Origin of the sequence: Brevundimonas huaxiensis, from assembly GCF_014218725.1 — a bacterium.
Lineage (GTDB): Bacteria > Pseudomonadota > Alphaproteobacteria > Caulobacterales > Caulobacteraceae > Brevundimonas > Brevundimonas huaxiensis.
The window spans coordinates 314,026-326,406 of the sequence record NZ_JABBJE010000001.1 but is presented as its reverse complement, the minus strand read 5'-3'; the positions used below and the strand labels follow the sequence as shown (position 1 = coordinate 326,406).

The following is a 12,381-nucleotide window of genomic DNA, read 5'->3' as shown; positions in this document are numbered from 1 at the left end:
TTGGGCTTGGGAACGTCACATGCGGGTTCTGGTGCTTGGATCGGGCGTCATCGGCGTCACCACCGCCTGGTATCTCAGCCAGGCGGGGCATGAGGTCACGGTCGTGGATCGGCAGGCCGGCCCGGCGCTGGAAACCAGCTTCGCCAACGCCGCGCAGATTTCGCCTGGCTATTCCGCGCCCTGGGCTGCGCCGTCGATCCCGGTCAAGGCGATGAAGTGGCTGCTGATGCGCCACGCGCCGCTGATCGTGCGGCCGCGGCTGGACATGGCCATGGTGCGCTGGACCGTCGCCATGCTGCGCAACTGCACCCATGAACGCTATGCGCTGAACAAGAGCCGGATGGTGCGTCTGGCCGAATACAGCCGCGACCAGATCGACCTGCTGCGCCGCGAGACCGGCATCACTTACGACGGTCGCCAGCAGGGCACGCTGCAGCTGTTCCGCACGGAAAAGCAGCTGGCCGACGTGCACAAGGACGTCGATGTGCTGAAGGCCGCCGGCGTGCCGTGCGAGGTTCTGGACCGCGCGGGCTGTATCGCCGCCGAGCCGGGCCTGGCCGCCTCCGACGTCGATTTCGTCGGGGGTCTTCGTCTGCCGCATGACGAGACCGGCGACTGCTTCCTGTTCACCAACGCCCTGGCGAAGCTGGCGGCGGAGCGCGGCGTGGTCTTCCATACCGGAACCGAGATCCAGTCGATCACGATGACGGACGGTCGTGCGACCGGCGCCCTGACCAGCAAGGGCGCCATGACGGCCGATCTGGTGATCCTGGCGCTCGGTTCCTATTCGCCGATGATGGCCAAGCCGCTGGGTCTGGATCTGCCGGTCTATCCGGTGAAAGGCTATTCGATCACGGCCAAGATCGTGAACGAAGACCGGGCGCCCGTCTCCACCGTCATGGACGAGAGCTACAAGGTGGCGATCACGCGCCTGGGCGACCGCATCCGCGTGGGCGGCATGGCCGAACTGTCGGGATACAACAACACCCTGCCCGCCGTCCGCCGCGAGACCCTGGCCCATTCGGTCGGCAGCCTGTTTCCGGGCGGCGGCGACCTGGCGGGCGCCAGCTATTGGTCGGGCCTGCGTCCGATGACGCCGGACGGCACGCCGGTGATCGGCGCGACCAAGGTTCCGGGGCTCTATCTGAACACCGGCCACGGCACCCTGGGCTGGACCATGGCGTGCGGCTCGGCGCGGGTTCTGGCCGACATGATCGACGGCGAGGCGCCCGAGATCGAAACCCGCGACCTGTCACTGAACCGCTATGGCGCCTGGGCCGGGGCGTTCGCGCCGGGCTACAGCTGAGATCAGACGGCGGCGGGGAATTTTACCGTCTAAAGAGTCTAATTCGTCTAATTGCTTGCGCCGTGAGCCCTTGGGTCGCGGACGGCAAATCACCGTCTAAAGTGTCTAATTCGTCTAATCCGGCGCCGTCATCCGGGTGAGGCGCGGGCGGGATTTCGCCGTCCCTTCCGCCTGAACTTACGCTGTCAAAGATCGCCCACAAGTCTATCACACGGCCGGGGCGCGGTCGGTTAGACGCCGTTCGGGCGCGAAAACCCGTTGTGAATCAGACAGCGGCGCGCCGACGATGCGCTGGCAGCACGCCGCGACGTGGCGCGGGGCGTCGGAGCGCCCTATAGAGCGCGCGATGAAGACCGCCGATTTCGATTTCGACCTGCCCGAGGACCGGATTGCGTTGCGCCCGGCCGATCCGCGCGATTCCGCACGGTTGCTGGTGGTGAAAGGCGGCGCGCTGGAAGACCGGATCATTCGCGATCTGCCGGACTTCCTGCAGCCCGGCGACGCCCTGGTGTTCAACGATACGCGGGTCATTCCCGCCCGTCTGTCGGGCGTGCGTCAACGGATCGGGGCCGAGGGTGAAACCTTGACGGTCGAGGTGGAGGCGACGCTGCATCACCGCGACGCGCCCGACGTCTGGTCTGCCTTCATGAAGCCGGGCAAGCGGATCAAGCCGGGGGATCGGATCCGGTTCGGAAACGCGAGCGACGCCGCTTGCGACCTGGGACGGCTGGACGCCACGGTGACGGCCAAGAGGGAAGACGGGCTGATCACCCTGACCTTCGACCTGGCCGGACCGGCGCTGGACGATGCGATCCGCGAGGTCGGGGTCATGCCCCTGCCGCCCTATATCGCCGCCAAAAGGCCCGAGGACGACCGCGACCGGTCGGACTATCAGACCGTCTTCGCCGAGCATGACGGGTCGGTCGCGGCGCCAACGGCGGGGCTGCATTTCACCCCGGCCCTGCTGGACGCCATTCGAGCCAAAGGCGTCTCGACCCATGCGGTGACGCTGCATGTCGGGGCCGGCACCTTCCTGCCGGTCAAGGCCGACGATCTGGCCGACCACAAGATGCACAGCGAATGGGGCGAGGTGTCGCCAGACACCGCCGCCGCCCTGAACGCCGTCCACGCGAACGGCGGGCGCATCGTCTGCGTCGGCACCACCTCCCTGCGGCTGCTGGAAAATGCGACGGCCGAGGACGGCGAGATCAAACCTTTCCACGGCGACACGGCCATCTTCATCACGCCCGGCTATCGGTTCCGGGCGGTCGATGTGCTGATGACCAACTTCCACCTGCCGAAATCGACGCTGTTCATGCTGGTCAGCGCCTTTGCGGGCACGGCGACGATGAAGGCGGCCTATGCCCATGCGGTCGCCGACGGCTATCGCTTCTATTCCTACGGCGACGGATCGCTGCTGTTCCGCGACTGATCGCGTGTCAGGGCCAGAGGCGGCCTGAGCGCCAGGCCTCGCCGTCGCGGTCGAACCGCAGTCGGTCATGCAGACGGAAAGGGCGATCGCGCCAGAACTCGACCGAGCGGGGCACGACGCGCCAGCCGGTCCAGTGAGATGGGCGCGGCACCTCCTGACCATCGAAACGCGCGGTTTCGCGACCCACGGCCTCTTCCAGCACGGTGCGGTCCGACAGGGGTCGGGACTGGTCCGAGGCCCAGGCGCCGATGCGGCTTTCGCGCGCGCGGCTGGCGAAATAGGCGTCGGCCTCGGCCGGCGTGACCGGCTCGACCGCGCCGCGCACCCGCACCTGGCGACGCAGGGATTTCCAGTGGAAGGTCAGGGCGGCCGCCGCGCAACCGGCCAGTTCGACGCCCTTGGCGCTTTCGCTGTTCGAATAGAAGGTGAAGCCCCGCGCATCGACGTCCTTCAGCAGGACGATCCGCGCATCGGGCAGGCCGTCGGCGTTGACGGTCGACAGGGTCATGGCGTTCGGATCGTTCGGCTCATGCGCCCTCGCGTCCGCCAGCCATTCGACGAACAGGCCGATGGGTTCGGGTCGGTCGAAGATGGTCTCGTCGCCATTGGCGGCCAAGGCTGCGGCGTAGTCGCGGGCGTATTCCTCACGCGACGGGCTGGGCGGGATCACGGATGCGGTCATGCGAGTGATGTAGTCGGTGCTGGCGCGGCTGGGAATGATCGCGGTCAAAAACGGGCGTGTCGCCGTCAGGGTTAACCGCCCATTGACCCTGATGGGCGAACGGTGACGGCATGAGCGCGCCTGTTTCGATTTCAGATGTGTCCGGCGTCCGTGAGGCCCTGTCGATCCTCGGGCTGAACGGCGAGGTCGATGCGTCGACGCTGAAGGCCGCCTTCCGCACGGCGGTGAAGGCGGCGCGGCCGGATCAGGGCGGCGGGGACGCCGAGCGGTTCCGGCGCGTGATCGCGGCCTATCGGCTGATCCAGGCGCTCCAGCCCCCTCGCCCCGCTCTGTCGGCGCCCGCCGCGCGGCCCGCGCCGTCGCCGGTTCTGGTCCTGTCGCCGATGCAGGCCCTGGCCGGGGGTCAGGTCGAGGTGCGGCTGGGCGCGCGCACGGTTCGGGTCACGGCGCCGAAGGGCCTGCGCAGCGGCGATCATCTGCGGCTGAAGCGCGGGGCGGCGGACGGGAGCGACCTCTATCTGTCGGTGCTGATCCGGCCCGAGGACGGGCTGTCGGTTGTCGGAGACGACCTGTTCATGACCTGGGCCGTCGAGCGTCGCCTGATGGCCGACGGCGGGCGCGTCGAGATCGAGACCCCTGTCGGCACGCGCTCGGCCTGGATCACCGCCGACATGGCCGCGCCGGTGCGGGTGCGGTTGAAGGACCTGGGCCTGCCCGCGCGCGGATCTCGGCCGGCGGGGCATCTGTTCGTGACGCTGGAGCCGTCGTCCGATGTCCCCTCGGCGGCGGAGGACCTGCTGGTGCGCTTCACGCGGGTCTGGACGCAGGAGCGTCTGGCGGCCTAAGTCGGGGCCATGTCGCACAACACCTTCGGCCATCTGTTTCGCGTGACCACCTGGGGCGAGAGCCACGGGCCGGCGATCGGCTGCGTCGTTGATGGATGCCCGCCGATGATCCCCCTGACCGAGGCGGATCTTCAGCCGTGGCTGGATCAGAGGAAGCCGGGCGGCAGCCGTTTCGTGACCCAGCGCAAGGAAAGCGACACGGCGCGCATCCTGTCGGGCGTGTTCGACGACGGCGACGGGCCTGTTACGACGGGCACGCCGATCTCGATCCTGATCGAGAACGAGGACCAGCGGTCCAAGGACTATGGCGAGATCGCCCGCGCCTATCGGCCCGGGCACGCCGACTATGTCTATCAGGCCAAATACGGGGTGCGGGACCACCGGGGCGGCGGTCGATCCTCGGCGCGCGAGACGGCCAGCCGCGTGGCGGCCGGGGCCGTGGCGCGCAAGGTGCTGGGCGACGGAATCAGGATCCGCGCCGGCGTGGTGCAGATCGGCCCGAACCGGATTGCGCCGGACCGAATCGACTTCGACGCCGTGCACACTAATCCCCTGTTCGCCGCCTCGGCCGAGGTCGTGGGCGACTGGGAGGCCTATCTGGACGGCGTCCGCAAGGCGGGATCGTCGGTCGGGGCGGTCGTCGCGCTGGAGGTGACGGGCGTTGCGGCGGGTTGGGGCGCGCCCCTGTACGGCAAGCTGGACGGCGAGCTGGCCGCGGCCCTGATGTCGATCAATGCGGCCAAGGGGGTCGAGATCGGGGCGGGCTGCGAGGCCGCCGAACTGACCGGCGAACAGAACGCCGACGAGATGCGGCTGGACCTGAACAAGCAGCCGGTCTTCCTGTCGAACAAGGCGGGCGGCGTGCTGGGCGGGATTTCGACGGGTCAGCCGGTGACGGCGCGGGTGGCGTTCAAGCCGACCTCCTCCATCCTGACCCTGCGCCAGACGATCACGCGCGACGGCGAAGAGACGGACCTGCGCACCAAGGGTCGTCACGACCCGTGCGTCGCCCTGCGCGCCGTGCCGGTGGTCGAGGCCATGGCCGCCTGCGTCCTCGCCGACGCCTATCTGAGGCACCGCGCCCAGGTCGGCTGATCAGGGCCTGCGTCTGGCCGGTCGCGGGTTTCCACGATCGGTGTAGAGCCTCGGCGGTGGCTCAACCGGACGCGCCTCGCAACGCATCAAGGTCATCAGGGCCGACAGGCCTGTCGTCATCACGATCATCGCTGGATTCCTGCAACTGCGAACCGTTTGCAGGTTTGCGCATGTCGAGGGCGCGTGCAAGACAAGGGACCGGTGGCGTCCATTTCAGGAGATCAACCGTGCGTGAAGACGGAAAACTGGACTACCTCGAACTGCCCGCCGCCAGCCTGCCCGCGACCAAGGACTTCTACAGTCAGGCGTTCGGCTGGACCTTCGTGGATTACGGCCCGACCTATGCGGCCTTCGATCAGGGCCTAGACGGCGGGTTCGACGCCGATCAAGCCGATCAGACCAAGGCTCCCCTGCCCATCCTGTACGCCCATGACCTGGAAGCCATGCAGGCCAAGGTCGAAGCGGCCGGCGGCCGAATCGTGAAACCGATCTACAGCTTCCCCGGCGGTCGCCGCTTCCATTTCGCCGATCCGGCCGGCACCGAAATGGCGGTGTGGTCCGAGGGCTGAGCCCTATTTGACGTCGATGGACTGGCCGATGCGTTCGGCCAGATCCCGGTCCGCACCCTCGACGCTGGCGATCCAGACGTGGATCTCCTTGGGATCCGCAGCGCGCTGGAACAGGTGCTCCATCGCCAGACGGCGGCTGCCCTCGGTGACGACGACCGAGGCGCGGCCGCCAGCGCGGACCGTCTCGCCGTCATAGATCGGAAACTGCGACGACGGGCCGGCGTAGATCATCAGCAGGGTCTGGTCGCCACGCTGGACGCGATAGATGCTGGCGTTCGCGCCTGCGCGCGCTGGGGTGATCGTGAGGCCAGCGGGCAGCTGGATGCTGAAGGGCAGAGAGGCGATGGCGGCGGCGTTCAAGGCCGCCGGCGCGGGCGCGGCGGCCGGCGGGGTTGCGGCAGGCGCGGTCGTTGTCGCTTGAGGCACGGTCGCCTGAGGCGCCGTTGTGGTCGGGGCTGGCGTTTGAGGACGTGTCGCGGTCGCCGGGCGTGTCGTCGCCGCCGGGCTTTGGCCGATCGGCGGCAGGGTCTGGGTCGTGCGCGGCGCAGATGAAGTGGCGGGCGCCGGACGCGGCGATGCCGCGGGGGTCTGGCCGATCGGAGGCAAACTCTGGGCTGTCGCCCGGGCCGGGGCCTGGGTCGGGATCGAGCTCTGGGTCGGCGCTGCGGTGGAGGTGGCGGGCGGGGTCGCGGACGGCGGGGCGCTGTTCAGATCGCGGGTCAGGTTGGAACCGGGACGTTGCGCCGGGGGCGTCGTCGTCTGTCCGGAAATCACGAGGGCGGCGGCAAGGGCGATCATGGGCATGGCCCGACCATCGCGCGGGCGGCGTGCGACCGCAAGCGCGACCTCACGCCTTGGGCAGCGCGACCCAGAAGGTGGCGCCCTCGCCCGGCGCCGAGATCACGCCGATCGAGCCGCCCTGCAACTCGACCAACCGCTTGGCCAGGGCCAGGCCGACGCCGTGCCCCTCGACCGTCGAACGCTCGAGGCCCAGGCGGTTGAAGGGCTCGAACAGCTGCGCCTGCTTTTGAAACGACAGGCCGGGGCCGAAATCGCTGACCTCGATGCGGACGCAGTCGTCCTGACGAAGCGCGCGCAGGATGACGCGGCCGCCGGAGCCGCCGTATTTCAGCGCATTGCTGGTCAGATTGGTGATGATCTGGGCCAGACGCTGGGAGTCCGCGACCGCGATCAAGCCATCGCCCTCGCACACCACCTCGACGGCGACGCGGTCGGCGTCGGGCCACAGCAGGCACGTGCGACGCACGTCTTCCAGCAGGCCCGGAATGTCGGTCGGGCGCAGATCGACCCGGACCGCCCCGGATTCGGCGCGCGCCACGTCCAGCAGATCGTGGGCCAGGGTTTCGACCTGCCGCGCGGTCTTGACCAGCATGACGGACATCTCGGCCTGCTGGGCGGAGACCGGCCCGAGATGGCCCTGCCGCCACAGATCGCCGATGCCGATGATGCCGGCGACCGGGCTCTTGATTTCATGCGCCACGTTGGCGAGCAGGCGAGACTTGGCCTCCGAGGCCTTTTCCGCGCGTTCGCGACCAACGCGCGCGCGCTCCGCCAGAAGATCGCGCTCTTCCAACAATGAGGCCACCAGCAGGACGGGCATATAGCCGATCAGCACCAGCATCTGGGCCATCAGAACCTGGTGGGTCAGGTCGCCCTGGGCATAGGGGCCATGACCGATCATGGCGCTGCCGACCAACAGGATGCTCATCACGACCAGCGTGAATGCCGCGCCGGCGACGCCGAGCCGGACCGCGATGCCGAGCAACAGCGGGAGCAGGACGAAGCCCATCGGCACGTCACCCGTGAAGGCGACATAATAGAAGACGGGCACCAGGCCGATCAGAATGACGGCTTCCAACAGCTTCCTGGGCTTCAGCAGACGCGCGAACATCGCAGGCGTCAACGACATGCCCAGCGATCCCAGGACCGCGATGCCCAGGGTGTGGCCGAGCCACCAGGTCTGGAAACCCTGCCAGACGATGTCGCCCTGGCCCATCAGCGAAAGAATCAGGGTGCTGCACAGGGCGGCGGGGATCGGCGCCAGGACCGCCGCGAAGAACAGAAAGCTGACCGCGCCATTCAGGCTGGACAGGTTGAGCGTGGGCGAGAAGCGACGCGCCAGAATAACGGCCGCCACGATCTCGATCATATTGGCGATGGTGAAGGCGAGGGCCAGCGGCGGCTTGTTGCCGGCGATGATCTCGCCGATCAGGATGCTGACGGTCAGGACGCCGGCGAAGGTGAGGTCGCTGGCATGACCACGGCTGGTGCGCAGCCAGACGGCGACGGCGACGCCGCTGGCGCCCCACAGGCCGGCGACCAGCCCGGCCGAGCGGCCATAGGCCACAGCCACGGCGACCAGGATGGCGACCGCCACGCCCGTCAGCACCGGAACTAGCGGGCTGGATCCGTCCGGACCGTCGACGCCGCCGGGGCTCGGCCGATGGCCAGCCGCCAGCACGCCCTTCACGGACGCGCTGTGGGGATCATCGACATTGAGCGCGCGGCTCAGGATCATGGACAGGTTCCGACCAATCAGAGATCGGCATAGGATCAGCCGGTTCCTAATATCCCCTGAAGTCAGGGCCTCAATTTTTCATTGAAGCGCCTGACGGCCTCGGCCGGGCCGTCAGGATGGTTCCAGACCCCGCCGCTGACCGCCACGAAGTCGGCGCCGGCCTGGGCAAGCTCTGCGGCGTTGTCGACCGTGATCCCGCCGATGGCCACGCAGGGTGCCTCGACCGTTTCTTGCCACACCGTCAGGATGTCCAAGGGCGGACGATGCACCGTTTCCTTTGTCTCTGTGGGATAAAAGGCGCCGAAGGCGACGTAATCGGCGCCGCCCTCTGCGGCATCCCAAGCCAGATCGCGGTCGTCGTGGCAGGTGACGCCGATCATGGCGTCCGGCCCCATGATACGCCGCGCCTCGGCCAGCGAGCCGTCTTCCTGACCGATGTGAACGCCGTCGCAGCCGGTGGCCCGCGCAAGATCCGGCCGGTCGTTCAGCAGAACCGCGACATCATGACGCCGCGCAACGGGAGCCAAGACCTCGACAGCCGTGCGGATGGCGCCGTCGTCGGCGGGCTTCAGCCGGATCTGCAAGGCCGCGACATCGCCGGCCGCCAAGGCCTGATCGAGGGTCTGCGCAAAGGCGTTCAGGTCGGCGATTGCGGGCGGCGTGATCAGATACAGCCGGCAGGGCGGACGCTCGGGGACGGTGGGTGTTCGGGCCATGCGCGTCATTGCCCGCCCCCGCGACGATCCGTCAACGGCCCACCGCCGGCTGACCCATGCGAACGACTTGCAATCGCCTTAAGGACTGCTATAGCGAACCATTCTCAGTCAGTGAAACGTGTAGCGCCTCGTGTACGTCTGCAACTGTAACGGTCTTCGCCAGCGTGATGTCGCCCAGGCCATCGAGGCCGGCGCCTGTCGTCCGCGCGACATCTTCGCGCGCAACCAGTGCCAGGCCCAGTGCGCCAAATGCGTCTGCGAAATGCGTCAGATGATTCAGGAAAGCCGCGAAGCGTTCGCACTCGCAGCCGAATAGTTTGCTTCGCCTGCGGGCGACAGTCACTCGCACTCTCAATGCAGTGATAAAAACTCGCAAATAAACACGCCGCGTTCTACTGTGTTATGGCTGCGCTCGACAGACGGCGACAGCGCCGTGGCGAGACCAAGGACCATGGCCATGAAGGGCGACCCCGCAATCCTGCGCACGCTGAACGCAGTGCTGACCAACGAGCTGACGGCCGTGAATCAGTATTTCCTGCATGCCCGCATGTTCGAAAGCTGGGGCCTCGCGCACCTGGGCAACGTGATCTACGAAGAATCAATCGGCGAGATGAAGCACGCCGACATGCTGATCAAACGCATCCTGTTCCTGGACGGCCTGCCCAACCTGCAGGATCTGCACAAGCTGAAGGTTGGCGAGGATCCGATCGAATGCCTGGGCGCCGACCTGCAACTGGAACTGGACAGCCGCGCCACGACCGCCGCCGCCGTGACCCAGTGCGAGGGAACCCGCGATTACGTCAGCCGTGACCTGCTGATGAAGATCCTGACCGACACGGAAGAGCACATCGACTTCCTGGAAAACCAGCACAAGCTGATCGAGCTGATGGGTGCGCAGAACTATCTGCAATCGGCGATGAAAGAGATCATCACCGAAGGCGCGGCGACCGGCAACTAAGCTCTGCCTTCTGACGGAACCCCAATCCGCTCCGGCCATTAGCCTGTCAGGGCCAAGCTGGAGCGGACCATGACCGATATCGACGACGCCATCGACGACGTGCGCGACGCCGCCATGGACTTGCTGAACAGCGAGGGCCGCAGCGCCGGCCATGTGGTCGCCGGGATCGCCCTGACCGTCGGCTTCGCTCTGCTGGCGCATGGCATCGCCTCGGGCGCCCTGACGCCCAAGCGCAATCTGAAACAGGTCCGCAAGAAAGATCTGCCGATCACCGAGAAGCCGCGGGGCGCCTTCAGCCTGATCCTGCCCGCCGTGTTTTCCGCCACCACCCTGTCCGCGGTGCGGGTGTGGAATGCGCCGTCGCGGCCCGAACGCACCCGCGCCATGGGCTTGTGGCTGGCGGCCCAGACGGTAAACGCCGTCTGGCTGGGCCTGCGGCCGTCGTCGATGGCGCGTCAGGTGATCGCCGCCATGTCGTCGGCCGGTCTGGCCGCCGCCTTCGCCCACGAGGCGCGCAAACTAGACGAAGGAGCCGGCAAGATGGCGGCGCCGCTGGGGTCGGGCGTGCGGTTCGGAAACTTCCTGCATCGCAAGGCCGATGACGCCTCGGGCGGGCGCACCCTGCATTAGGTTGCGTCGCCTTGCCCTTTATCGGGGCTTCCTCTAGGGATCGCGCCCTATTCGCCTCGCCCCGAACGGTGCGAGGGCGCAACTCCATTTCCGATGTGACCCCATGAAGATCAACGGCAACACCATCAAGCCCGGCATGGTCCTGCAGCACAATGGCGGCCTGTGGGTCGTCACCAAGGCCAGCCACGTCAAGCCCGGCAAGGGCGGCGCCTTCGCCAACGTCGAGGCCAAGAACCTCGAGACCGGCAACAAGCTGAACGAACGCTTCCGTTCGGAAGACAAGGTCGAGCGCGTGACGCTGGAACAGAAGGACTTCTCCTATCTGTTCGACAACGGCGACAGCCTGGTCTTCATGGACGATGCCACCTATGAGCAGATCGAACTGCAGAAGGACTGGGTCGGCGAAGAGCGCATCCCCTATCTGCAAGAAGGCATGAAGGTCGTGATCGAGATGCACGAAGAGCGTCCGATCGGCCTGGAACTGCCCGATCAGGTCGTGCTGGAAGTCGCCGAGACCGAGCCGACCGTTAAGGGCCAGACCGCCTCTTCGTCCTACAAGCCCGCGCTGGCGTCGAACGGCGTGCGCATCATGATCCCGCCCTATATGTCGGCCGGCGAGCGTATCGTCGTCGACACGACCAGCGGGGAATACGTCCGCCGCGCGGACTAACAGACCACCACGTTAAAGCGGCCCCTTTCGGGGCCGTTCCTTTCTGAACTTCTCCGACTGTCCGGCTGCGGCTTTGAAGGACTTTCGGACCAGGAGATTCCTCGATGGCCCTCGCCTCCGCCCTGCTCCAAGTCATGACCGATGCGGTGCGCAAGACCGCCCGCCCGATGCTGCGCGACTTCGGCGAAGTCTCCCAGCTTCAGGTGTCGAGAAAGGGCCCCGGCGACTTCGTCACGGCCGCCGACCTGAAGGCCGAAGACACGCTATACGAACTGCTGATGAAGGCCCGCCCCGGCTACGGCTTCCTGGGCGAGGAACGCGGCATGATCGAGGGGACGGACAAGTCCCACACCTGGATCGTCGATCCGATCGACGGCACCACCAACTTCATGCACGCCATGCCTCACTTCGCCATCACGGTGGGGCTGGAGCGCCGCGCGCCGGACGGGTCGAGCGAGATCGTCGCCGGCGTGACCTACAACCCCGTCATGAACGAGCTGTTCTGGGCCGAAAAGGGCAAGGGCTGCTATCTGAACGACCAGCGCATCCGCGTCGCCGGCCGTCGTGATCTGTCCGAAAGCCTGATCGCCACCGGCCTGCCCTTCATCGGCAAGTCGGGTCACGCCCAGGCGATCAAGGACCTGCACGCCGTGGGCCAGCGCGTTGCGGGCATCCGTCGCCTGGGTTCGGCCGCCCTGGACTTCGCCTGGGTCGCGGCCGGTCGCTACGACGCCTATTATGAGCGCAATCTGAAGCCCTGGGACGTGGCGGCGGGCATCCTGTTCGTCACCGAGGCCGGCGGCCGGGTCACGACCATCGAGAACAACGGCGACCCGAAGACGGGCAAGTCGATCCTGGCGTCGAACACCGAATTGCATCCGCACCTGCGCAAGGTTTTGCAGGGCTCCTGAGGCTCGCTTCTGTCTCTTCCCCGCTTGC

14 protein-coding genes are annotated in these 12,381 nt (G+C 67.2%); 10 read left to right on the top strand and 4 right to left on the bottom strand.

What is annotated here, in order from left to right; translation table 11 throughout:
- Nucleotides 1-19: 19 nt before the first annotated feature.
- A complete protein-coding gene (locus tag HF680_RS01640; RefSeq protein WP_185223890.1) occupies nt 20-1,306 on the top strand; it encodes a D-amino acid dehydrogenase in 1,287 nt (428 codons plus the stop codon).
- 346 nt (nt 1,307-1,652) lie between these two features.
- Complete coding sequence (gene queA / locus HF680_RS01635; RefSeq protein ID WP_185223889.1) at nt 1,653-2,738, top strand: tRNA preQ1(34) S-adenosylmethionine ribosyltransferase-isomerase QueA; 1,086 nt, start codon at nt 1,653-1,655, stop codon at nt 2,736-2,738.
- A gap of 7 nt (nt 2,739-2,745) precedes the next feature.
- Here queA and pdxH read toward each other — a convergent pair whose 3' ends face one another.
- Entirely contained in the window at nt 2,746-3,420 is a 675-nt protein-coding gene (gene pdxH / locus HF680_RS01630; protein ID WP_185224298.1) for a pyridoxamine 5'-phosphate oxidase, read from the bottom strand.
- A 110-nt stretch (nt 3,421-3,530) separates the two neighbouring features.
- Between pdxH and HF680_RS01625 the strand changes: the two genes are divergently transcribed.
- The 3 genes from HF680_RS01625 to HF680_RS01615 all read left to right on the top strand — a co-directional run bounded on the left by HF680_RS01625 (nt 3,531) and on the right by HF680_RS01615 (nt 5,929).
- Nucleotides 3,531-4,265 (top strand): DnaJ C-terminal domain-containing protein, encoded by a 735-nt coding sequence (locus tag HF680_RS01625; RefSeq protein WP_185223888.1) that lies wholly within the window; start codon nt 3,531-3,533, stop codon nt 4,263-4,265.
- 9 nt (nt 4,266-4,274) lie between these two features.
- A complete protein-coding gene (gene aroC, locus HF680_RS01620) occupies nt 4,275-5,360 on the top strand; it encodes a chorismate synthase (protein WP_185223887.1) in 1,086 nt (361 codons plus the stop codon).
- A gap of 227 nt (nt 5,361-5,587) precedes the next feature.
- Nucleotides 5,588-5,929: a VOC family protein gene (locus HF680_RS01615; protein ID WP_185223886.1), complete on the top strand. Its 342-nt coding sequence runs from the start codon at nt 5,588-5,590 to the stop codon at nt 5,927-5,929.
- Nucleotides 5,930-5,932: 3 nt separating this feature from the next.
- On the opposite strand, the gene HF680_RS01610 is transcribed toward HF680_RS01615, so the two are convergent.
- The 3 genes from HF680_RS01610 to thiE all read right to left on the bottom strand — a co-directional run bounded on the left by HF680_RS01610 (nt 5,933) and on the right by thiE (nt 9,184).
- The gene (locus HF680_RS01610; protein WP_205195880.1) at nt 5,933-6,727 is read right to left on the bottom strand and encodes a hypothetical protein; all 795 of its coding nucleotides are present in this window, start codon (nt 6,725-6,727) and stop codon (nt 5,933-5,935) included.
- A 49-nt stretch (nt 6,728-6,776) separates the two neighbouring features.
- Nucleotides 6,777-8,468: a sensor histidine kinase gene (locus tag HF680_RS01605; RefSeq protein ID WP_185223884.1), complete on the bottom strand. Its 1,692-nt coding sequence runs from the start codon at nt 8,466-8,468 to the stop codon at nt 6,777-6,779.
- A 62-nt stretch (nt 8,469-8,530) separates the two neighbouring features.
- Entirely contained in the window at nt 8,531-9,184 is a 654-nt protein-coding gene (gene thiE, locus HF680_RS01600) for a thiamine phosphate synthase (RefSeq protein ID WP_185223883.1), read from the bottom strand.
- A 130-nt stretch (nt 9,185-9,314) separates the two neighbouring features.
- Here thiE and HF680_RS01595 point away from each other — a divergent pair, with 130 nt between their 5' ends.
- The 5 genes from HF680_RS01595 (at nt 9,315) to HF680_RS01575 (ending at nt 12,353) form a co-directional block, all read left to right on the top strand.
- A complete protein-coding gene (locus tag HF680_RS01595) occupies nt 9,315-9,500 on the top strand; it encodes a (2Fe-2S)-binding protein (RefSeq protein WP_017504559.1) in 186 nt (61 codons plus the stop codon).
- 141 nt (nt 9,501-9,641) lie between these two features.
- A complete protein-coding gene (gene bfr / locus HF680_RS01590) occupies nt 9,642-10,142 on the top strand; it encodes a bacterioferritin (RefSeq protein WP_185223882.1) in 501 nt (166 codons plus the stop codon).
- Between the two features lie 69 nt (nt 10,143-10,211).
- Nucleotides 10,212-10,772: a tryptophan-rich sensory protein gene (locus tag HF680_RS01585; RefSeq protein WP_161638850.1), complete on the top strand. Its 561-nt coding sequence runs from the start codon at nt 10,212-10,214 to the stop codon at nt 10,770-10,772.
- Between the two features lie 103 nt (nt 10,773-10,875).
- A complete protein-coding gene (efp, locus tag HF680_RS01580) occupies nt 10,876-11,442 on the top strand; it encodes an elongation factor P (protein WP_017504556.1) in 567 nt (188 codons plus the stop codon).
- Nucleotides 11,443-11,546: 104 nt separating this feature from the next.
- The gene (locus HF680_RS01575) at nt 11,547-12,353 is read left to right on the top strand and encodes an inositol monophosphatase family protein (protein ID WP_045810269.1); all 807 of its coding nucleotides are present in this window, start codon (nt 11,547-11,549) and stop codon (nt 12,351-12,353) included.
- Nucleotides 12,354-12,381: the final 28 nt, after the last annotated feature.